This is a genomic window from Aquabacterium sp. (assembly GCF_035476535.1).
GTDB lineage: Bacteria > Pseudomonadota > Gammaproteobacteria > Burkholderiales > Burkholderiaceae_C > Pseudaquabacterium.
The window spans coordinates 52033-72163 of the sequence record NZ_DATILJ010000084.1; the positions used below are offsets into that span (position 1 = coordinate 52033).

Annotated in this window: 21 protein-coding genes; 7 read left to right on the forward strand and 14 right to left on the reverse strand. The window is 68.2% G+C overall.

Annotation, left to right across the window (positions count from 1 at the left end; genetic code table 11):
* Nucleotides 1-2 precede the first annotated feature (2 nt).
* From VLK61_RS08375 to czcI, 4 genes are read right to left on the reverse strand one after another with little or no spacing between them, the layout of a single operon-like run.
* Nucleotides 3-3143, reverse strand: a complete 3141-nt coding sequence (locus VLK61_RS08375) for an efflux RND transporter permease subunit (RefSeq protein WP_325420082.1) — start codon at nucleotides 3141-3143, stop codon at nucleotides 3-5.
* 15 nt (nucleotides 3144-3158) lie between these two features.
* On the reverse strand, nucleotides 3159-4385 hold the full coding sequence (locus VLK61_RS08380; RefSeq protein ID WP_325420084.1) for an efflux RND transporter periplasmic adaptor subunit: 1227 nt from the start codon (nucleotides 4383-4385) through the stop codon (nucleotides 3159-3161).
* A complete protein-coding gene (locus tag VLK61_RS08385) occupies nucleotides 4382-5668 on the reverse strand; it encodes a TolC family protein (RefSeq protein WP_325420086.1) in 1287 nt (428 codons plus the stop codon). Before VLK61_RS08385 ends, VLK61_RS08380 begins: the two co-directional genes overlap by 4 nt.
* Nucleotides 5669-5724: 56 nt before the next feature.
* Entirely contained in the window at nucleotides 5725-6132 is a 408-nt protein-coding gene (gene czcI / locus VLK61_RS08390) for a cation efflux protein, CzcI family (RefSeq protein WP_325420088.1), read from the reverse strand.
* A gap of 220 nt (nucleotides 6133-6352) precedes the next feature.
* Here czcI and VLK61_RS08395 point away from each other — a divergent pair, with 220 nt between their 5' ends.
* The 7 genes from VLK61_RS08395 to VLK61_RS08425 all read left to right on the forward strand — a co-directional run bounded on the left by VLK61_RS08395 (nucleotide 6353) and on the right by VLK61_RS08425 (nucleotide 11199).
* Nucleotides 6353-6745 (forward strand): DUF4398 domain-containing protein, encoded by a 393-nt coding sequence (locus tag VLK61_RS08395; protein ID WP_325420090.1) that lies wholly within the window; start codon nucleotides 6353-6355, stop codon nucleotides 6743-6745.
* A 30-nt stretch (nucleotides 6746-6775) separates the two neighbouring features.
* Entirely contained in the window at nucleotides 6776-7729 is a 954-nt protein-coding gene (locus tag VLK61_RS08400; RefSeq protein ID WP_325420091.1) for an OmpA family protein, read from the forward strand.
* Between the two features lie 12 nt (nucleotides 7730-7741).
* Entirely contained in the window at nucleotides 7742-8263 is a 522-nt protein-coding gene (locus VLK61_RS08405) for an OmpA family protein (RefSeq protein ID WP_325420093.1), read from the forward strand.
* A 105-nt stretch (nucleotides 8264-8368) separates the two neighbouring features.
* Nucleotides 8369-9001, forward strand: a complete 633-nt coding sequence (locus VLK61_RS08410) for a response regulator transcription factor (RefSeq protein WP_325420197.1) — start codon at nucleotides 8369-8371, stop codon at nucleotides 8999-9001.
* Nucleotides 9002-9077: 76 nt separating this feature from the next.
* Nucleotides 9078-9443, forward strand: coding sequence for a response regulator (locus VLK61_RS08415; protein WP_325420095.1), 366 nt, complete (start codon nucleotides 9078-9080; stop codon nucleotides 9441-9443).
* Between the two features lie 144 nt (nucleotides 9444-9587).
* Nucleotides 9588-9896 (forward strand): c-type cytochrome, encoded by a 309-nt coding sequence (locus VLK61_RS08420; protein WP_325420097.1) that lies wholly within the window; start codon nucleotides 9588-9590, stop codon nucleotides 9894-9896.
* A 16-nt stretch (nucleotides 9897-9912) separates the two neighbouring features.
* Nucleotides 9913-11199, forward strand: coding sequence for an NAD(P)/FAD-dependent oxidoreductase (locus VLK61_RS08425; protein ID WP_325420099.1), 1287 nt, complete (start codon nucleotides 9913-9915; stop codon nucleotides 11197-11199).
* 42 nt (nucleotides 11200-11241) lie between these two features.
* Here VLK61_RS08425 and soxB read toward each other — a convergent pair whose 3' ends face one another.
* From soxB to VLK61_RS08475, 10 genes are all read right to left on the reverse strand, one after another.
* A complete protein-coding gene (gene soxB / locus VLK61_RS08430) occupies nucleotides 11242-12981 on the reverse strand; it encodes a thiosulfohydrolase SoxB (RefSeq protein WP_325420101.1) in 1740 nt (579 codons plus the stop codon).
* A 70-nt stretch (nucleotides 12982-13051) separates the two neighbouring features.
* Nucleotides 13052-13696 carry a sulfur oxidation c-type cytochrome SoxX gene (soxX, locus tag VLK61_RS08435; protein WP_325420103.1) on the reverse strand — a complete coding sequence of 215 codons (645 nt, stop codon included), beginning with the start codon at nucleotides 13694-13696 and terminating at the stop codon, nucleotides 13052-13054.
* A gap of 20 nt (nucleotides 13697-13716) precedes the next feature.
* Nucleotides 13717-14520, reverse strand: coding sequence for a sulfur oxidation c-type cytochrome SoxA (gene soxA, locus VLK61_RS08440; protein WP_414636786.1), 804 nt, complete (start codon nucleotides 14518-14520; stop codon nucleotides 13717-13719).
* Between the two features lie 46 nt (nucleotides 14521-14566).
* On the reverse strand, nucleotides 14567-14878 hold the full coding sequence (gene soxZ / locus VLK61_RS08445) for a thiosulfate oxidation carrier complex protein SoxZ (protein ID WP_325420105.1): 312 nt from the start codon (nucleotides 14876-14878) through the stop codon (nucleotides 14567-14569).
* Nucleotides 14879-14909: 31 nt separating this feature from the next.
* Nucleotides 14910-15365, reverse strand: a complete 456-nt coding sequence (gene soxY, locus VLK61_RS08450) for a thiosulfate oxidation carrier protein SoxY (protein WP_325420107.1) — start codon at nucleotides 15363-15365, stop codon at nucleotides 14910-14912.
* Between the two features lie 50 nt (nucleotides 15366-15415).
* The gene (locus VLK61_RS08455) at nucleotides 15416-16507 is read right to left on the reverse strand and encodes a c-type cytochrome (protein ID WP_325420109.1); all 1092 of its coding nucleotides are present in this window, start codon (nucleotides 16505-16507) and stop codon (nucleotides 15416-15418) included.
* Complete coding sequence (gene soxC / locus VLK61_RS08460; RefSeq protein WP_325420110.1) at nucleotides 16491-17873, reverse strand: sulfite dehydrogenase; 1383 nt, start codon at nucleotides 17871-17873, stop codon at nucleotides 16491-16493. Before soxC ends, VLK61_RS08455 begins: the two co-directional genes overlap by 17 nt.
* A 146-nt stretch (nucleotides 17874-18019) precedes the next feature.
* On the reverse strand, nucleotides 18020-19438 hold the full coding sequence (locus tag VLK61_RS08465) for a CHASE3 domain-containing protein (protein WP_325420112.1): 1419 nt from the start codon (nucleotides 19436-19438) through the stop codon (nucleotides 18020-18022).
* Between the two features lie 13 nt (nucleotides 19439-19451).
* Complete coding sequence (locus VLK61_RS08470; protein ID WP_325420114.1) at nucleotides 19452-19616, reverse strand: DUF1328 domain-containing protein; 165 nt, start codon at nucleotides 19614-19616, stop codon at nucleotides 19452-19454.
* Between the two features lie 25 nt (nucleotides 19617-19641).
* Nucleotides 19642-19971 carry a BON domain-containing protein gene (locus tag VLK61_RS08475; RefSeq protein WP_325420116.1) on the reverse strand — a complete coding sequence of 110 codons (330 nt, stop codon included), beginning with the start codon at nucleotides 19969-19971 and terminating at the stop codon, nucleotides 19642-19644.
* Nucleotides 19972-20131: the final 160 nt, after the last annotated feature.

Below are 20131 nucleotides of genomic sequence, written 5' to 3' on the forward strand. Positions count from 1 at the left end.
CATCACGGCGTTGCGAGACCGGCTGCGCCAGCGCCGCCGCCGGCCTCACGCAGGCGCTGCCTCGCCTCGGCGCGCGACTCCGACCATTCGTAGATCAGCGGCAACAGCAGCAGCGTCAGCAGCGTGGAGGTGATCAGCCCGCCGATCACCACGGTGGCCAGCGGGCGCTGCGTTTCGGCGCCCACCCCGGTCGAGATCAGCATCGGCACCAGGCCGAGGATGGCCACCGAGGCCGTCATCAGCACCGGCCGCAGGCGCAGAGCCGCACCCTGGCGCACGGCGTCGCGGATCGACAGGCCGTGCCGGCGCTGCTCGTTCAGGAAGCTCACCAGCACGATGCCGTTGAGCATCGCCACGCCGAACACCGCGATGAAGCCGATGGCCGATGGCACCGAGAGGTATTGCCCGGTGCTGAACAGCCCGACGATGCCGCCAATGATGGCAAACGGCACATTGGCGATGATCAGCGTGGCATGCCGAACCGAGTTGAACGCGGTGTACAGCAGGATGAAGATCAGCGCGATGGTCAGCGGCACGATCAGTCCCAACCGGGCCATCGCGCGCTGCTGGTTCTCGAACGCGCCGCCCCATTCCACCCAGTAGCCGGTGGGCAGCTTCACCTTGGCCTGGATCGCCGCATCGGCGTCCTGGACGAAGCCGTCCACGTCGCGGCCCTGCACGTCCATCTGCAGCACGGCATAGCGCTGCAGCGCTTCTCGGCGCACGAAGGTGTAGCCCTCGGCCAGCGTGATCTTCGCCACCTGCGAGAAAGGCACCAGCGCACCTTCGGGCGTGCGGATCGGGATCGCGGCGATGGCCGCCGGGCTGCTGCGGAACTCGTCGGCCAGCCGCACCGCGATGTCGAAGCGGCGCGTGCCCTGGATCAGCGTCGAGACCGTCTCGCCGCCAATGCCGGCCTGCACCACCGCGAGGATGTCGTCGGCATTCAGGCCGTAGCGCGCGGCCGCTTCGCGGTCGACCTGGATCACCATCTGCGGCTTGCCCTTGTTGGCTTCGGCGGACAGGTCCGCCACGCCGGGCACGGTGGCGATGACAGTCTTCAGCTTCGCCGACAGCGCTTCGAGCTGGTCCAGGTCCTCGCCGTAGACCTTCAGGGCCAGCGTGGCGCGCACGCCGGAGATCAGCTCTTCCACGCGCATCTGGATCGGCTGCGTGGCGCCGAACACGGCGGTGGCCACTTCGGCCTCCAGGAACTCTTGCATCTCCCGGCCGAGCGCCACGTACGACTGCTTCGTCGGCCATTCGTCCTTGGGCTTCAGGTCGAGCAGCACTTCCATGTAGTTGACATCGGCCGTCTCTCCCTTCTCGGCGCGGCCGATGGTGGCCAGCACTGAGCGCACTTGCGGGTACTTCTTGCGCAGGCTGGCGTCCATCACATGGGCCACGCGGATCGATTCATCCAGCGATGTCGACGGGATGCCGACCACGCGGAACATGATCGCGTCCTCCTGCAGCGTGGGCATGAACTCCTTGCCGAGGAACGGGAACAACGCCAGCGAGCCCAGCAGCAGCACGACGGCCGCGCCGATCACCGTCTTCTTGCGGTCCAGTGCCCAATCGAGCAGCGGCAGGTAGAGCTTCTTCGCGCCGCGCACCAGCCAGGTGTCCTTCTCTTCCTTGGGCCGCAGGATCAGCGTGGCCAGCACCGGCACCAGCGTCAGGCTCAGCAGCAGCGAGCCGGCCATCGCGAAGGTGATGGTCAGTGCCATCGGCTTGAACAGCTTGCCTTCCAGCCCGCTCAGCGAGAACAGCGGCAGGAACACCACGATGATGATGCCGATCGCGAAGGCGATGGGGTTGGCCACCTCGCGCGCCGCTTGCCGCACCACCTGCGTGCGGTTGATCGGCTGGCCCGAGGCGCGTGCATGCGACAGCAGGCGGAAGGCGTTCTCGACCATCACCACCGCGCCGTCGACCATCATGCCGATGCCGATGGCCAGCCCTGCCAAGGACATCAGGTTGGCCGACATGCCGAAGCGCTGCATCATGATGAAGGCGAACAGCATGGCCAGCGGCAAGGTCACGACGACGACGATGGCCGAGCGGAACTCGCCGAGGAACAGGAACAGGATCACCGCGACCAGGATCGATCCTTCGATCAAGGCGCCGGTCGAGGTCTTCAGCGCCTTGTCGACGATCTCGGTGCGGTCGTACACCGCGGTGAGCGTGATGCCTTTGGGTAGCGCCGCTTGCGCGATGGCAAGCTTCTGCTTCACGGCCGCGACCACAGTCGCCGCGTTTTCATTGATGCGTGCCAGCGCGATGCCGAGCACCGTTTCCTGGCCATTGCGCGTGACGGCGCCAAAGCGCACCGCGGGTGCCTCTTTCACATCGGCCACGTCGCGCACGTAGACCGGTGCGCCGTTGCGCTCGGCCACGACGATGGTGCCGATGTCGGCCGCATTGCTGACCAGGCCGAGACCGCGCACCAGGTACTGCTCGACACCGATGTTCAGGTACTGGCCGCCGACCTGCTTGTTGTTGGCCGCCAGCCGTTCCATCACCTCCTTGAAGGAGAGGCCGTACTTGACCAGCCGCCGCGGGTCGATCTGCACCTGGAACTGCTTCTCGTGGCCGCCCCAGGTGGTGACATCGTCCACGCCCGGCGCGGTGCGCAGGATCAGCCGCACGGTCCAGTCGTGCAGCGTGCGCAGATCCATCGCGCTGAGCTTCTTGTCAGCGTCTTCGATCGTGTACCAGAACACCTGGCCCAGGCCTGAACTGTTGGGGCCTAGCGCCGGCTCGCCGTAGCCCTGCGGCAGGCGGCTCTTCACCTCCTGCAGCTTTTCACCGACCAGCCGGCGCGCGACACCGATGTCGACGTCGTCGGAGAAGTAGATGCCGACATACGACAGGCCGAACAGCGACACCGAACGCACGACTTCCACATTCGCCAGGCCGGCCATCGCGCCTTCGATCGGCACGGTGAGCAAACGCTCGATGTCCTCGGCCGCAACGCCGGGTGATTCGGTGTAGATGTTCACCTGCGCCGGCGTGACATCGGGGAAGGCATCCACCGGCACCTGGCGCCAGGCCATCACGCCCAGGCCGGTGAGCACGACAAAGGCCACCAGCACCAGCAGCTTGTAGCGCAGGCTGGCATCAACGATTGCATTGAGCATGGTGTGTGGTTCCTCTCAATGGCCGTGGCCGAGCTGTGACTTCAGCTTGCGGGCCTTCAGCGCATAGGCGCCGGCGATCACCACCTGCTCGCCGGCCTGGATGCCTGACTTCAGAAGGGTGCGGCCGGCGATGCGCTCGCCGGGTTCGACGGCGCGGGCCTCGTAGGCGCCATGCTCGAACACGAAGACCGTGGGCACGCCCTCCAGCAGCACGATCGCGGCATCGGGCAGTGCGATGGCTTCGCGCTTGTCACCGACGGCTTCAATGGTGGCGGTGGCAAACATCTCGGGCTTCAGGCGGCCATCGGCGTTCGGCAGCTCGATGCGCGCGGCCACCGTGCGCGTGTCCTTGTCGAGCATCGCGCCGATGTGGCCGACGCGCCCGCTGAAGGTCTGGTCCGGGTAGGCTGAGACAGTCACCTTGGCATGGGCTCCCACGCGCACTTTGGCCAGCGCGGCTTCGGGCAACGCCGCCTGGATCCAGACACGACTCAGGTCGGCTATGGCATACATCGGCTCGCTGGGACTGGCGAGTTCACCGAGCGTCACCTTCTTCTCGATCACGGTGCCAGCCAGTGGCGCGATAACGGAGAAGCGGGACACGTTGTTGCCCGTGGCGCCCGGCGCACCGCCCATCAGGCGCAGGCGGTCGGCCGCGGCGCGCACTGCGGCTGCGGCCTTGTCCCGATCTGCCTGGGCGCGCAGGAAGTCCTTCTTCGGGATGATCTCTTCGGCGTTCAGCGACTCGGCACGCGTGAAGTCGGCTTCGGCGATGCGCAGTTCGGTCTGGGCCTGCATCCAGGTGGCATGGCTCTCACCGACCTCCACGCTGTCCATCGTGGCCAGCGTCTGCCCGGCGCGCACATGATCGCCCAGCTTCGCGGGCGCCGACAGGATGCGGCCCGCGATGCGGGGCGACACGCGGACCAGGCGGTCCTGGTCGGCGTGGATCGTCGCGGTGACGACCACCGTCTCGCCGAGCGCTTGCGCCTTGATCTCTTCGAGCTGGATGCCGGCACGTTCGGCCTCTTCGCGGCTCAGCTTCAGTTCGGGTTGGCCTTCAGCATGTTCGTCATGGCCTGCCGCCTTCTTCTCCCCGGCATGCTCGGCGTGCTTGTCGCCTTCGTCGGCGTGTTCGTCCTTGGCGGCGCTCTTGCCACAGGCGGCCACGGCCAGTGCCAAGGCCATGGCCAGCGCCAGCGCGGCCAGGCGAGGCGGGGTTGCGTCGTGCAGCGTGCTCATCGTGAAGATCCTTCCTGCGGCCAGCCGGCCGCACTTTCGAGTTCGATCCGGGTGGCGTGGTAGTCCGCCAGTGCGTCATTCAGTTCGCGCTCGGTATCCAGCGCCTGCCGGCTGATGAGCAGTTGGTCCAGCAGGCCGATCTGGCCGGCCTGGCGCGACTTGGCCGCCAACAGCTGGTTGTCTGCGGAGGCCGGCAGCAGCGCAGCATGGGTGCGTTGAATGCGCTCGCGCTGGCTGGCCAGGCGACTCCAGAGCCGGCGCAGTTGGGCGTCGTGGTCGCGCACGGCGCCGGCACGTTCGATCTCGGCCGTGCTCACATCGCTGATCGCCTGCCCGATGCCGGCTTCGTTGCGCTGGAACAGCGGCAAGGGCATCGACACGCTGAGCGTGGTCACCCGCTCGCGTGCGGCGCCGGGGCCTTCGCGGCCGACGGCCAGGCCCAGCGTCAGATCGGGCAAGCGACTGGCGTGCGCCGTGGCCAGCCGCGCGCGTGCCGCCTGTTCGTGGGCCGCCAGTGCGCGCAGACGGGGCAGGGCCGGCAGGGATGCGCTGAGCTGCTCCAGGCTGTACGGCAAGGTGTCGACGGGGCCGGCCGCCAAGTCGCCCGCCACGTCCGGCAGGGCCGCAGCGGGCAACTGCAGGGCCGTTGCCAGGTCGGCCCGCGCGTCCAGCCACTGCTCGCGCGCCGCTGCCAGCGCGTTGCGCGCGCGCTCGGCCTCCACCCGCGCCACGTTGGCGTCCAGCCGGGTGTCCTCGCCTGCGGCGCGGCGCTTGTCGACGGCCTGGGCCGTGCTGTCGAACAGCGCGGCGGATCGCTGCTCGATCTGGATCCGCCGCTGCGCCTTGAGCACGGCATGGAAGCGCAGCGCGGCATCGCCGCGGGCCTGGCGGCGTGCGTCGTCGATCTCCGCACGCAGCGCTGCCAGCGACGCGGCGGCGGCTTCACGGCGGCGCGCCTGCTGCCCGCCGATCTCGACGGACTGCGCGAGCGCCACGGCCCAAGCGCTGCTGCGGTCGTCGGGCGGCGGCGTCAGGCGCGTTTGCGTGCGGCTGCGCTCCAGGCTCAGTTCGGGGTTGTTGGCCAGCAGCGTCGAGGCCTGGTGGCGCGCCCCTTCGGCCGCAGCCAGCTGGGCTTCGCGCAGCTTGACGGCCGGGCTGACCTGCACGGCAAGGCGCAGTGCGTCGGAAAGTGTCAGTGCAGGGGGTGTGGTCGGCGCCTGGGCAGTGGCCAGACCGGGGGCGGCGGCCAGCAGGCAGGCCACCGCGATAAGGGGCAATCGCATCGAATCATCCTTCTTGTCTCACGACAGAAGCGATGCGGCAGCGGGGTGCGAAGAAGTCAGGCCGGAAGTAAGGCGCCGATCACGACCGCGCCGCCGAATCGCACGGCAGGCGAGGGCGCTTCCCTGTCAGGACGTTCGGGGCCGGGGGGGATGTGGGAGCCGTAACGCGCATGGTGTGCGTCGCACGGCGGCTCGGTGTCCGGTACGAGAAGCGCGGCCGATGTCGGCGGAACCGGCTGCGACGCACCCAGCTGGCAGGTGCCGCAATCGGCGTCGGCCTGCATCGAAGCAGAGCTCGCCTTGTCGGTGGACGCCGCATCCGGACCGGCATGGTGCTGGTGCTCGTGATGCCCGAAGTGCTGCGTCGCGCTGCCGCGTTCATGCCCGCAATACGCCGAAACCCCGGCCCAGCTGAACTGGAGCGGCAGGATCGTCAGCAGAACGATGAACAGGAGTCGGCGCACGGGCCGCAGTGTAGCGGCGCGCGATGTCGGCGCCGCGGTGAGGGAAGTCGAGCAGCGGTGGAAGGACTGAGCGGCGGCCGGCACTTTGTAGGTCGAATCTGACCGTGCTTGGCGCACTCCACCGATACGTGCGTCGTGCAGCGCTGCCTACAGTGGATTCACTGCGGCGCCGTGTGCCAGCGCCGAGAAGACCAAGCACCGTCCTCGAGAAGGAGTACCCATGAGACCCCTTGCCTTGCCAGTCACACCGTCCTTGCGCCGCATGCCCTGGACCGCCCTGGCCGCGGCAGCGCTGGTCGCGCTGCTGTCGGCCTGTGCCAGCGAGTCGCCACCCCGCAGCCAGCTGGCCGTGGGTCAGGCGGCTGTCGATCGCGCTACCGGCCCGGCCGCTGCCGAAGCGCCGGTGGAGTTGGCGATGGCGCGCGACAAGATCGCCCGCGCCAACGTGGCCTATGCGAACAAGGACTACGCGCTGGCTCGCCAACTGGCCGAGCAGGCCGATGCCGACGCGACGCTGGCCGAGGCCCAGGCGCGATCGCTGCGATCGGACCGCGCCTTGACGGCGGTGCGCGACAGCATCCGCCAGTTGCGTGAAGAGATGGCGCGCAAGTAAGCGCGCAGAACAAGCCTGGAGAAACCCACCATGAAGCCCACTCTTGTTGCCAGTACCCTTGCCGCCGGCCTGTTGCTCGGCGCCTGCGCCAGCACCCCGATGCCGCCGCCCGAACTGGTGGAAGCCCGCGCCGCCGTGCGCACCGCCGAGACCGATGCCAACGTGCTGGCGAAGGCGCCGATGGAGCTGAAGAAGGCCACCGATTCGCTGAACCGCGCGAACCTGCTGCATGCCAAGGGCGAATCGCTGGCCGAGGTCAGCAGTGCCGCTCACATTGCGCAGCAGCAGGCCCGCACCGCGATGGCGGTGGCGCAGTCCAAGGCCAGTGAAGACGCGATCCGCGGCGCCGAAGCCGACCGCGAACGCACCCGTGCCGATGTGCGCAGTGCGCAAGCGCAGCGCGCCCGTGTCGAGGCCAACCTGGCGCAGCAGCAGGCGATGAACGCCGAGCAGCGCGCGGCCGGTGCCGAACAGCGCGCAGCCGGTGCCGAACAGCGTGCCAGCGGCGCCGAGCAGCAGGCGGCCTCCGCGCAGGCGCAGGCCAACGAGGCGCAGATGCAGGCTGCCGTGCTGCAGCAGCGGCTGGCCGAATTGCAGGCCAAGCAGACCGAACGTGGCGTGCTGGTGACGCTGGGCGACGTGCTGTTCGAGTTCAACCGCGCCGAGGTCAAGTCCACCGCCGCGGCCTCCTTGACCAAGCTGGCCGATTTCCTCAAGCAGTACCCTGGCCGGCGCGTGCTGATCGAAGGGCACACCGACAACATCGGCTCGGATGCGTACAACGAGAACCTGTCGCGCCGGCGCGCCGAGGCGGTGGCCAGGCAGCTGGAGATGATGGGCGTGCAGGCACCGCGCGTCACCGTCGTCGGCTACGGCAAGAGCTACCCGGTGGCCGACAACTCGACCGACACCAACCGCGCGCTGAACCGCCGCGTCGAGGTCTATCTGTCGGACAACGAGCAACCGGTGCGCATGCGCGGTTGAAAGGACATGACCATGAACGCCTCGCTCGCACACCGCATCGGCCTGTGGTGCATCGCCGCGCTCGCCGCCGGCACCAGCCTGCCCAGCCAGGCGCTGAGCGTGTGTGCCGCGCCGCCGCTGCCGGAGTCCCGCGCCTCGGCCTTCGATGCGCGGCTGTTCCAGCACGACGGGACGGACATCTCGGCCAGCGGCCGCTCGCAGCTCTCGGCCTATGCCCAGGCGCTGGAGTCGGCCACGCTGGAGGTGGTCGTCATCACGGTGCCGGTGCCGGTGCTGACCGATACCGAGATGCCGCGTGAGCTGGCGCAGCAGCGTGCCGAAGCGCTGCGCCAGCAACTGGCGCAGCGCGGCGTGCCGCGCGAGCGCATCTACGTGGAGCAGCGCAGCACCACGCTGCCGCCGCGCGTGGCGCGGGATGCGCCGGTGGTCATCGAAACCATTGCGGCCTGGCCGCGCATGGCCGCGACCGGCCGCGGCTGGCGCTGCGTGGCCGAGGCCGGGCCGTCGATCCGCACGCCAGCGGCGACGCTGTAGGGCACGACCTACAGGCGAATGGGCTTTCTCTGGGCTGCCGATCAGCTCGCCCCGGCAGCACAATGGCGCCGTGTCCGAAGCCGCTGAGGGGCGAGCGTCATGATCATCATCCGGCTGGGTTTGTTCGACGACCACGACATCGTGCGGGCGGGATTCCGCTACATCCTCGAGGGCCACAGCGACATCGACATCGTGGCCGAAGGCGCCACCGGCCGCTCGGCGCTGGAAGCGGTGCGCAAGACGCCGATGGACGTCTGCGTGATTGATCTGTCGCTGCCCGATCTGTCGGGCATCGACGTGCTGCGCCAGGTCAAGGCCTCGACGCCGGAGACCGCGATCCTGATCCTCAGCGCCTACCCGGAAGACCAGTACGGGCTGAACGTGCTGAAGGCCGGCGCCAGTGGCTTCCTCAGCAAGGAACTGGCCACCGACCAACTGGTGGCCGCGGTGCGCACCGTGGCCGCCGGCCGGCGCTACATCAGCCCGGCGCTGGCCGAACTGCTGGCCGCGGGCCTGACCGAAGACATCGAACAACCGGCGCACCTGCGCCTGTCGGAACGTGAATTCCAGATCTTCGCCAAGCTGGCCGTCGGCCGCAGCGTGACCGAGATCGCCAACGAGTTGTGCCTGAGCAGCAAGACCGTCAGCACCTACCGTGCGCGCCTGCTCGAGAAGATGAACTTCAAGACCAATGCCGATCTCACGCAATACGCGGTGCGCAAGAATCTGGTGCAGTGATTTCGTCCGCGCCCACCCGAGACACTCACCTTTCATGGATTCCGAAGCCGGCCCCGTCAAAGACGCTGTTCTGCGCGTGCTGATCGTTGAAGACCTGCCACGTGTGCAAACCCTGCTGCGCGAGTTGATCGACGAACCCGGACGCTTCGAGGTGCTGGCCGTGGCCGACACCGAAGCGCAGGCCATCGCCGACTACCAGGCGCTGCAGCCCGATGCGGTGATCATCGACCTCAGCCTTCGCCAGGGCACCGGCCTGGGCGTGATCAGCGCGCTGCGACGCCGTGACACAGGCAAACGGCCGCTGCTGATCGTGTTGACCAACCATGCCTTCCCGGTGCTGGAGGCGGCCTGCCGCAGCGCCGGCGCGGACCACTTCCTCGACAAGAGCCGCGACGTACCCAAGGTGCGCGGGCTGCTGGAGCAGGCCCGCGCCGCTGCCTGAGCCGCCGGCGCGGCCTGCCGCGTTGGGCGGCGTGTTCCTTGGCGTTTGAAGCTGCACGAAGCCGGTGTTCTCGGCTACGCTCAAGCCTACGCGTACCCATCGACAAGCGGCATCCCGCCATTGGTGACCACCGGAGGAGGACGCATGAAGCCTTGGATCCTTGCCGGCGCGCTGGCCGCGGCAGGCACTTCGTTCGGCGTGCAGGCGCAGGACGCGAACCTGGCCCGCAACCTGGCGGCCACCTGCGCCAACTGCCACGGCACGAACGGCCAGGCGCGCGGCGACATGAAGCCGCTGGCCGGCATGCCAGCCGACAAGATCGTCGCGACGATGGCCGACTTCAAGAGCGGCGCGCAGGCCGCGACGATCATGCACCAGATCGCCAAGGGCTACACCGACGAACAGATCAAGCTGGTCGCGGCCTATTTCGCCATGCAGCCAGCGGCAAAGTAGCCCGAGGATGCGCAGCATGAACACTCGCCTGAACCCCATCGCACCCAGCCGCCGCCGCCTGCTGTCTGCCGGCGCCGCCTGGGGTGGCTTGGCCCTGGCCGGTTGCGCCAGCACGGCATCAGGCCCGTCGCTGGGGCGCGTGGTCGTCGTCGGCGGCGGCTTTGGCGGCAGCACGGCAGCGCGCTACCTGCGCCTGTGGGGCGGCAACATCGATGTCACGCTGGTCGAGCGCAACGCGGAGTTCGTCTCCTGCCCGATCTCCAACCTGGTGATCGGCGGCCACAGGCAGATGGCCGACATCACCCGCGGCTACGACGGGCTGAAGGCACTGGGCGTCAAGCTGCTGCGCGGCGAGGTCACGGCGATCGACGCCGGCGCAAAGAAGCTGCGGCTGGCCGATGGCAGCGAACTGGCCTACGACCGGCTGGTCCTGTCGCCCGGCATCGACTTCATGAACGACCAGGTGGATGGCCTCGCCGCGGCGCTGGACAGCGGGCGCTTCGTGCATGGCTGGAAGGCCGGGCCGCAGACCGTGGCACTGCGCAAGCAGCTGACGGACATGCCCGACGGCGGCGTGTTCGCGATCTCCATTCCGAAGGCGCCGTACCGCTGCCCGCCCGGGCCCTACGAGCGGGCCTGCATGGTGGCCAGCTACCTGAAGGTGGCCAAGCCGCGCAGCAAGCTGCTGGTGTTCGACGCAAATCCCGAGGTCCAGTCGAAGAAGGCCTTGTTCGAGCGGGCCTTCGCGCAGCACTACGCCGGTCTCCTGGAATACCGGCCCAATGCCGAACTCAAGGCGGTGAGCGGTGGTGTCGCCAAGCTGGAGTTCGAAGACGTCAAGGCCGATGTGCTGAACATCATTCCGCCGCAGCGCGCTGCCGACCTGGCCCGCAGCGCCGGGCTGTTGAACATCAACAACCGCTGGGCCGGCGTGAACTGGCTGAGCATGGAATCGACCGCCGTGCCCGGCATCCATGTGCTGGGCGACGCCATCTTCCCGGCGGCGATGATGCCCAAGTCCGGCCACATGGCCAACCAGCATGCCAAGGTCGCCGCGGCGGCGGTGATCCAGCTGCTCAAGGGCGAAGCCGTGAATCCAACGCCGGTGATGATGAACACCTGCTACAGCTTCGTCACCGCGACGGACGTCATCCACGTGGCCTCGGTGCACCAGTACGACGCCGCGGACAAGACCTTCAAGACCGTGCCGGGCTCGGGCGGCGTGTCGGCGGCGGCCAGCCAGCTCGAGGGCCGGTATGCCTTGTCCTGGGCCGAGAACATCTGGAGCGACATGCTGGCCTGAGCTCCGCCCGGTCGTTCCCGCCGTGCGCTTGAAGGTGACGCTTCAAGCCGCGATCATGCCGGGATTGCCCTGCGTGCCCACCAGGGTCGGCGTGTTGATGCGGCGCGGCTTGACGCGGCCGCCCTGGGCCTTCAACCAGGTTTCCACATGCTCCCACACCGGCTTGACGCCGGGCTGGTTCTTCGCTTCCTCGGCCACCGGTGCCCAGCCCGCCACCTTGTAGGTCTTGCCGGCCTCGATGGGCCGGCCGTTCAGCCGCATCTCGCCGATGCGCGCGCCCATCTTCTCGGCGGGCGACATCGTGTAGCTCAGGCCGCCCACGCGCACCATGTCGCCGCCCTGCTGGTAGTAGGGGTCGGGGTTGAACAGGTTGTCGGCCACGTCCTCGAGAATGGTCTTCAAGGTCTCGCCGCTCATCTCGGTGAGCGTGGCGTAGGGGTAGGTGATGGCCAGCTGATCCATCATCAGCTCGCGCGTGATGACATCGCCGGGCAGCAGCGAGGTGCCCCAGCGGAAGCCCGGCGAGAAGGCGATGTCAGCGCCTTGCACGTCCATCAGCGCGTCGCAGATCAGCTGGTCCCAGCTGCCGTTGAAGTTGCCGCGACGGTACAGCAGGCCTTCGGTGATCGCGAGCTTTTCGCCGAGCCGGGCTTCGTAGGGCGCACGCACTTTGCTGATCAGCGCGTCCATCTCGCGGTCGGGGCGCAACTGGTTGGCAAACACCGGCAGCAGGCGGTAGCGGTAGTCCACCAGCTGGCCGCCCTTGACGTCGAAGTCCATCACGCCGAGGAACTTGCCGTTGCTGCCGGCATTGGTCACCAGCGTCACGCCGCCGGGGTTCCTGACCGGCACGGCCACCGGCACGCCGTCGTGCGTGTGGCCGCCGAGGATGGCATCGATGCCGCGCACGCGGCTGGCCATCTTGAGGTCCACGTCCATGCCGTTGTGCGACAGCAGCACCACCAGCTGCGCGCCTTTGCCGCGCGCCTCGTCCACCACCTTTTGCAGGTTATCGTCCTGGATGCCGAAGGCCCAGTCGGCCACCAGGTAGCGCGGGTTGGCGATCGGCGTGTAGGGGAAGGCCTGGCCGACAATGGCCACCGGGATGCCATTGATCTCGCGCAGCGTGTAGGGCTTGAACACCGGGTCGCCGAAGTCGTTGGTCTTGACGTTTTGCGCCAGGAACTCGATGCGGCCCTTGAAGTCGGTGTCGATGATCTGCTTGACGCGGTCCATGCCGTAGGTGAATTCCCAGTGGCCGGTCATCACGTCCACGCCCAGCAGCTTGGCGGCATCGACCATGTCCTGCGCCTGGGTCCACAGCGCGGTGGCCGAGCCCTGCCAGGTGTCGCCGCCATCGAGCAGCAGTGCGCCCGGGCGGCTGGCCTTGAGCCGCTTCACCAGCGTGGCCAGATGCGCAAAGCCGCCCACCTTGCCGTAGCGGCGCGAAGCGGTTTCGAAGTCCAGGCAGCTGAAGGCATGCGCCATCGCCGAGCCAGGGCGCAGTGCAGCGGCCTTCAGCAGGTGCTCGCCCACCCGATGCGGCCATTGGCCGCGCATGCTGCCCAGACCGAGGTTGACGCTGGGCTCGCGAAAGTGGATGGGCTTGAGCTGCGCATGGCAGTCGGTCATGTGCAGCAGCGACACGTTGCCAAAGCGCGGCAGCTCGTACAGGCCTTTCTCGGCGGTGGCGGCGTCGGCCTCCGCGTAGCGGCTCAGCGCCATGCCGGCAGCCGTGGCCGAGGCCATCACCTGCAGGAAGTCCCGCTTCGAAAGATTCATGATTCAGCCATCAACGGTATGACGACGAGACACGGGCCCGCACGATGGCGGGCCGGCGGCCGGCACGGGCCTACTGATTGACCGGCGATGCCGGGTCGAGCAGCAGCGCCATCAGGTGGCGGATCTGCTGCTCGTCGAGCAGCCTGGCGTGGCCGAAGCGCGGCATGTTCGAGCAGGCGGCGTAGGCCTTGCTGTTCCACAGCTTGCCCCAGGTGTACTGGATGATCGGTGCGCTGGCGGGGTCGGTGATGCTCTTCACGCCGCGCAGCTTGCCGTAGTTGTACAGGCTGGGGCCGATGTTGCCGAAGCTGATTTCCTGCTTGCCGATCTGGTGGCAGTTGTAGCACTGCGCGCCGCCGGCGCCCGGGGCTGCGCTGCTGTCGGTCCAGGTCATGCCGCGGCCGTTCTGGGCCAGCTTCTCGCCTTCGCGCCAATCGCCGAGGTACTGGCCGCCGCTGGGCCAGCGGATGGTGGCCAGCGATTCGGCCTCGATCTGTTGGGCCACGGCGTCGGGCGGCGGGGTCGGCGAGGAACAGGCCTTCTGGCCCAGGTCCTGTTCGATGCGGTCGACCTTGGCGATGCCCTGGTCGCGGAACGAGGCCTTCATCATCGCCTGCGCCTGGCGGTCGAGTTCGTCCGGCGAGGGCAGGGTGGCGCAACCCACCACGAGGGTGGCGGCCGCGAGTGTGAGCAGGAGGAGATGCTTGGCGTGCATGGTGCGGGTGGGTCCAGGGGTCAGCGCTTGAGGGCCGGGGCGATGGATTCAGCGCCCTGGGCATTGACGCCCATGTAGACGCCCAGCGCGATGGTCACGTCCGACGCAAAGCCGGGGAAAGGAAAACGCTGCTGGCGATAGCAGTCGTTCAGGCGCCGCTGCATGCTCCACATCTCGCCGCTGGACACGCGGTAGGCCGGCCAGGCGGCGAAGCCGATGCCGTTGCCGGGGTTCTTGGTGAGGTTGGGCAGGTCCTGCATGCGGATGCGCAGCTTGTCCTCGGCATGGCAGCTGGCACAGGAAAAGTCCATCGGTCCGCCGCGGAAGAAGAAGGCGCGCTTGCCGAGTTCGTAGAAGCGGCGCTCCTCCGCATGGCCCTGCGGCAGCGCCATCTTCTGGCCCCGCGATTCGGACGAGATCCAGGCCGCCAGCGCGGCCAGCGTGGCTTGTTCGCCGCGGTCGAAGCCGGTCTTGGCGATCTCGTCCGCTTTGAAGCCCTGCAGGGTTTCCATGCAGGTCAGCAACCGCGACTCCAGGTCCTGCACCCGGCCGGTGTCGGCAAACCAGCGCGGCATCTGCACCCAGGCGCCTTTCACGATGCCCGCACCCAGCCCGAGGTCGCAGCGCTGCAGCGACACATTCTTCGGGCCGCGCGGCGTCTTCCAGAGGTTTTCGCCCTTGGCTTCGAACAGCTCGGCCGGGTTGCCGTCCTCGAGCATCTTGCGGTACTCGGCAATACCGTCGGCGGCTGATTTCTGCTGCGCCGGCGCGCCGGCGGAAACCGCCAGTGCGAGGGCCGTGGCGATCATGCGGTAGCGCGTCATGTCTCCTCTTTCTCGGGTGTGCGTGGCGATGGACCGGCCGGTGTGCTCAGGTCACCGTGGCTTCGTCGGTGCGGGTTTCGCCCTTGTTGTCTTTCCAGGTGATGCTGATCTTGTCGCCGGCCTTCGCGCCCTTGACGCTGAACTGCATGAACGGGTTCTTCGAGACCGACGGGCCCCACTGCGCCGTCAGCACCGTCTTGCCGTTGTGCTGCGCACTCACGTCCTGGATGTACCAGGCCGGAATCGTCTTGCCGGCCGCATCCTTGCGTTGGCCGGTTTCCATTTCATGGCTCATCAGCACACGGACCGTGGCTGAGGCGCCCGCAACTTGCGCGCGAATGCGCATCGGATCTGGCATCGTCAATCTCCTTGAGTTCGGTGTTCAGGCCTCACCCGCCGCAGCCGCCGAGCGTGACCTTGATTTCCTTCTGCGCAAACAGCACCTTGCCGTCGGCCATCATCGCCACCGCGTAGACATTGGACGACTGGCCCATCTTGACCCGCGTGGACACGTTGGCGTCGACCGCATCCGTCAGCTCGAACACGGCCGACAGCACGCTGGGATTCTTCTCGACCAGCACCAGCAGCCGCTTCACGCCGGGCAGCGTGGTGGAGGCGCCGACCGGCACCACCGCGCCGTTTTCCGCGATGTCGGGGCCGGTCACCGTGACGTCCTTGCTCTCGGCCGGTGTGCCACCGCCCAGGCCCTTGACGACATCCGGCATCGACTTGAGTTCGAACGCCGCGGCGTTGTAGGCGGCGTGGGCCGGCTGGGGCAGCAGGCCCACGGTCGCCAGCAGCGCGGCCACGCGGGCCGAATGGGACAGGACTTCTCGGCGGTTCACGGTCTATTTCTCCTTCGATGCATCAACGGTACGGATTCCAAGCGGCGCGCCTACTGCTTCGCCCCCGCGGCCAGCCATTGCGCGATGGCCTGGGCATCGGCCTCCGGCAGGGTCTGGGCCGGCATCGGGATCGCGCCCCATACACCTTGACCGCCGGACCTGATTCTGCCGAGAAGGTAGGCATCCGCATCCTGGCGCCCGGCATATTTCGCTGCGATCTGCCGGAAACCGGGGCCGACTATCCTGCTGTCGGTGCCGTGGCAGGCCGTGCAGGCATGCTTCTGGGCCAGGGCCAGCGTGAGCGCGGCGGCATTGTCGGCCACCGCGGTAGCGGGAGCGCCGGGCGATGGTGGGTCGCCAGGCCTCTGCGGGGCGCCGGCCGGCCGCGTGGTGTCGGCGCCGCGCTGTGCGCCCACGCCGCGCTGCTGCTCGGCCAGGTTGCCGTGGCTGTTGCGCGCGTACTCCGGCAGGAAGGAGGCCACAGCGGTCTGTGTCACGCAATTGCGCATGCAGGCCGTGGCCCGCACGTCCGGCTTGCCGCCGTTGCCCAGGCCCTTGCCCGGCCACAGGCCATGGTCGGTGCTCATGCCCTTGCGGTTGGGCAGGCGCTGCTGCACCTCGGCGATGTTGGTGTTCGACAGCACGAAGTTGTCGGGCAGCACGCCGCCCAGGTTGAGCAGGTAGGCGGTGACCGCATACACCTCGGTCACCGACAGCGACTTCGGCTGGTTCCAGGGCATCGCGCGGTGGATGTAGTCCCACAGTGTCGACACGCTGGACAGCTTCATCAGCATGGTGCGGCCGGGGAAGCCGGCGTCGTTCAGCCGTGCCACGCGGCCGCGCGTCACGTCGTCGGCCGTGGTGCCGCCGACCAGTGGCGAGAACACCGCGTTGCTCTCGCCGAACACGCCGTGGCAGGAAGCACATTGGCCCTCCCACACCACTTGCCCCTGAGCCACCGATCCGCTGCCGGCGGGCAGGCCGGTGAAGTCGGGCCGCACGTCGATGTTCCAGGCCGCCACTTCCTTCGCCGTGGCGGCGCGTCCGATGCCGGGGTAGGCTGTCTGCGCCCAAACGGCAGGGCCGGCCAGCGCCAGCATCAGGCCCAAGGCCAGCGCGCGTACGTCACGACAGCTGGACATTGCGCACCTCCCCGCTGTCCTCCACCAGCCAGGACTGGATGGCGTTGTTGTGGTAGATCGAGCGTGTGCCGCGCACCGCGCGCAGCTGCTGGTAGCTGGGCTGCACGTAGCCGGTGTCGTCGATCGCGCGGCTTTGCACCAGCGCCGGTTTGCCGTCCCAGGTCCAGTCGAGCGAGAAGCGCGTCAGGCACTTGTTCATCACCGGGGCCTGCAGGCGCGCCGGCCGCCAGTTGCGGCCACCGTCGACCGACACGTCCACCCGCCGGACCTTGCCGCGGCCCGACCAGGCCAGCCCGCTGATCTGGTAGTAGCCCTTGTCCAGCAGCACCTGGCCGCCCGAAGGCGTGGTGACGACGCTCTTGCACTCCTGGATGCTGCTGTACTGGCGCTGCAGGCCACCGGGCAGCAGGTCGACGTAGTGCATGACCTCGTCCTTGCTGCCGTAGGGCCGGTCGCCGACTTCGATGCGGCGCAGGTACTTGACCCAGCTGACGCCTTGCACCCCCGGCACCACCAGGCGCAGCGGGTAGCCGTTCTCGGGCCGCAGCATCTCGCCGTTCTGGCCGTAGGCCACCAGCACCTCGCCGCTGTTCACCATCTCCATCGGGACCGTGCGGGTCATGCCCGAGCCGTCGGCGCCTTCGGCCAGCAGGTAGCGGCCACGCTTGGTGTCGGCGCCGGCGATGTCGAGCAGGATCTTCAGCGGCACGCCGGTGAACTCGCTGCAGCTGAGCATGCCGTGGCTGTACTGGCAGGTGGGCACGGCCACGTTGCCCCATTCCATGCCGGTGTTGGCGCCGCATTCGATGAAGTGGAAGCGGCTCACCGAGGGCAGCCGCATGATCTCGTCCAGCGTGAAGACGCTGGGCATGCGGACCATCGCGGCGTCGGAGCCGTTGATCATCAGCCGATGCCGCGCCGGGTCGATGTCCCACCAGCCCTGGTGATGGCGCTCGAAGTGCAGGCCGCTGGGCGTGACGATGCCGAACAGGCTTTGCAGCGGCGCGAACGACACCGACGATTGCGTCGTCTGCGTCAAGCCCGGGCTGGGCCGGCGCTGCACGTTGCTTTCGTACTTCGAGGGCTTGCCATAGCCCTCGGTGGCGACCCCTTGCCCCAGGCCCTTGCTGTGTTCGGGCAGTTCCAGGATGTTCGGGTCACCGCCGCCAGCGGCCACCGACTGGGCCTGGGCCGGGGTCAGTCCGGCAGGCGCTGCCGCAGCGGCCAGCGCCGCGGTGAAGGCGTTGCGCATGAAGTCGCGCCGGCCCGCCTTGGCCTCGCGGAAGACGGTGCGCGCACCCTCGGCGTCGATGAAGTTTTCCGGTGCAAGCGCCAGGCGGCCGGGACGATTTTCGTGGCAACTCACCGGCGCTCCTTGGGCAGGCAACGCGATACATCTACATATGCGTCTTAACGGATATTAGTGATTGCGAATGAATCGACGCCTGGGACTTACCCGGGTGGACTTTCCCCCCGTGCCCGGGGCCGCCGGCGCCGCACTGGCCGCCGGGCCTAGATGCGCGCCACCGGCTCGGCCAGCGGGAAGAAGGCCTCGATGGTGGTGCCCTGGCCGGGCGACGTGCGCAACTCGAAGCGCCCGCCCAGCGCTCGCGCACGCTGGCGCATGCCGGCGATGCCGTGCGACAGGTGCTCGGCGCGGAAGTCGTGGATGCCCACGCCGTTGTCCGACAAGCGCAGCCGGTAGCCGTTGTGGGCTCGCTCGACGGTGATGTTCACCTCGTCGGCCTGCGCGTACTTGATGCAGTTGTTCAGGCCTTCCTGCACCAGGCGGTAGATCGCGATCGCCATTTCCGCGGGCACGGCCTCGTTGTCGTCCAGCATGCGCAAACCGCACTTCAGGTTGGCCTTGCGGCAGGTCTCGTTGACGTACCAGGTCAGCGCCGCGCCCAGGCCCAGGTGGTCCAGCAGCGACGGGCGCAGGTTCTCCACCACCCGGCGCTTCAGGTCCACCGCTTCGTCCAGCACCTTGGCCAGGCGCTGCAGGCGCGGCACCACCTCGGGGTCGGTGGCCTTGCTGTGGCCTTCCAGCCAGCCGATGTCGATCTTGGCCGAGGTCAGGATGCCGCCCAGTTCGTCGTGCAGGTCACGCGCCAGGCGGGCCTTTTCGCGCTCGCTGCTGGTCTGCAGGTAGGTGGACAGCGCCGACAGTTCCTCGGTGCGTTCGTTCACCGTCTGCTCCAGCAGGCCGGCCTGGCGTTCCAGTTCGGCGCGGTGCTCCTCGCGCAGCGTGAACTGGCGGATCATCATGTTGGCCAGCAGCGCCAGGAAACCCAGGTTGATCAGCACGACGATGCCGACGCCGAAGCGCTGCTGCAGCAGCGAGGTGGAGATGGCGCCCTCCTTGTCGCGCAGCGCGGTGAGTTGCTGGGTTTCGAAGGCATTGCAGCGCGCCACCAGGTCTTCCATCAGCTGCACGCCGAAGCCGCCCTTGAGCAGCGTCATCGCCAGGTCCAGCCGGCCCTGTTCGGCCTGCGTCACGGTGATGCGCAACTCGTCGAGCTTGCGGTTGCCCAGCGACACGATATCGACGCTGCGCTGCAGCGCCGAGCGGTCGCTCAGGCTGGACGCCTGCAGGCTGACGAAGGCCTTCTCGGCCCGCGCGGCGGCGTCCTTCATCGGCTGCAGGTAGCGCTGGTCCTGCGTCAGCAGGTAGCCGCGCTGGCCGGATTCGGCCTGCACCAGCGCCTGGCGCAATTCGCTGACATGGGTGGCGCGTTCACGCAGATCCACCGCCTCGGCGCGGGTCTCGTTGACCCGGCCGGCGGCCAACTCCGACACCGCCAGGACCACCACCGACACCACCGCCGTCAGCAGCAAGGCCAGCAACACCTGGGGCGGTGCGGCCAGGAACCAGCGAATCTGGCGTAAGGGCGTGGTGGCGTCAGGGGCGGCGGCGGTCGTGGCTGACAAGGCAGTTCCAGGGCTAGCTGCGCCGGAACAGACCGGCGATCAGCGACACGAGGAAGCCTATCAGGAAGATGAAGAACAGAACTTTCGCGATGCCTGCGGCACCGACGGCTACGCCGCCGAAGCCGAACAGGGCGGCCACCAGCGCGATGACCAGGAAAACGGCGGCGTAGTGCAGCATCACGGAACTCCGGTGGCGTGGGGGATCAGCTGGCAGCCTTCAGGCGGATGTCGTTCTTCACGCTCTTCACGCCCTTGATGCTGCGGGCCAGTTCGGCGGCGCGGGCGCGTTCGTCCGGGCTGTTGGCAAAACCGCTGAGCTGCACCGTGCCCTTGAAGGTTTCCACCGCGATGTTCAAGGCGCTGACGTCCTTGTCTTCGACGAACTTGGCCTTGACCTTGGTGGTGATCCAGGTGTCGTCGACGGCCTCGCCGGCGCTTTCCTGGGTGGGTGTGCTGGCGCAGCCGATGGCCAGCAGCGTACAGCCGAGCGCGGCGGACAAGGCGGCCACAGAGGCCAGTCGTTGGATCTGCATGGTGAACTCCTGAGTTTGAAAGTGATCTGGGTGAAGGTCATGCGGCGCCGCGGGTTTGCGCATTGCCGTGGTAATGACTGTAGGAAGAAGCCTGCATTCGCACTGTCGGCCGGCGCTGATCCGGTGCGCCGCAATGGCGCATCGGCGTGTCAGCATTGCC

Excerpts from the sequence above, each read along its gene's own strand:
- VLK61_RS08375 (WP_325420082.1), bottom strand. The coding sequence starts at position 3,143 with ATGCTCAATGCAATCGTTGATGCCAGCCTGCGCTACAAGCTGCTGGTG.
- VLK61_RS08380 (WP_325420084.1), bottom strand. The coding sequence starts at position 4,385 with ATGAGCACGCTGCACGACGCAACCCCGCCTCGCCTGGCCGCGCTGGCG.
- VLK61_RS08385 (WP_325420086.1), bottom strand. The coding sequence starts at position 5,668 with ATGCGATTGCCCCTTATCGCGGTGGCCTGCCTGCTGGCCGCCGCCCCC.
- VLK61_RS08395 (WP_325420090.1), top strand. The coding sequence starts at position 6,353 with ATGAGACCCCTTGCCTTGCCAGTCACACCGTCCTTGCGCCGCATGCCC.
- VLK61_RS08400 (WP_325420091.1), top strand. The coding sequence starts at position 6,776 with ATGAAGCCCACTCTTGTTGCCAGTACCCTTGCCGCCGGCCTGTTGCTC.
- VLK61_RS08405 (WP_325420093.1), top strand. The coding sequence starts at position 7,742 with ATGAACGCCTCGCTCGCACACCGCATCGGCCTGTGGTGCATCGCCGCG.
- VLK61_RS08420 (WP_325420097.1), top strand. The coding sequence starts at position 9,588 with ATGAAGCCTTGGATCCTTGCCGGCGCGCTGGCCGCGGCAGGCACTTCG.
- VLK61_RS08425 (WP_325420099.1), top strand. The coding sequence starts at position 9,913 with ATGAACACTCGCCTGAACCCCATCGCACCCAGCCGCCGCCGCCTGCTG.
- soxB (WP_325420101.1), bottom strand. The coding sequence starts at position 12,981 with ATGAATCTTTCGAAGCGGGACTTCCTGCAGGTGATGGCCTCGGCCACG.
- soxX (WP_325420103.1), bottom strand. The coding sequence starts at position 13,696 with ATGCACGCCAAGCATCTCCTCCTGCTCACACTCGCGGCCGCCACCCTC.
- soxA (WP_414636786.1), bottom strand. The coding sequence starts at position 14,520 with ATGACGCGCTACCGCATGATCGCCACGGCCCTCGCACTGGCGGTTTCC.
- soxZ (WP_325420105.1), bottom strand. The coding sequence starts at position 14,878 with ATGCCAGATCCGATGCGCATTCGCGCGCAAGTTGCGGGCGCCTCAGCC.
- VLK61_RS08455 (WP_325420109.1), bottom strand. The coding sequence starts at position 16,507 with ATGTCCAGCTGTCGTGACGTACGCGCGCTGGCCTTGGGCCTGATGCTG.
- VLK61_RS08470 (WP_325420114.1), bottom strand. The coding sequence starts at position 19,616 with ATGCTGCACTACGCCGCCGTTTTCCTGGTCATCGCGCTGGTGGCCGCC.
- VLK61_RS08475 (WP_325420116.1), bottom strand. The coding sequence starts at position 19,971 with ATGCAGATCCAACGACTGGCCTCTGTGGCCGCCTTGTCCGCCGCGCTC.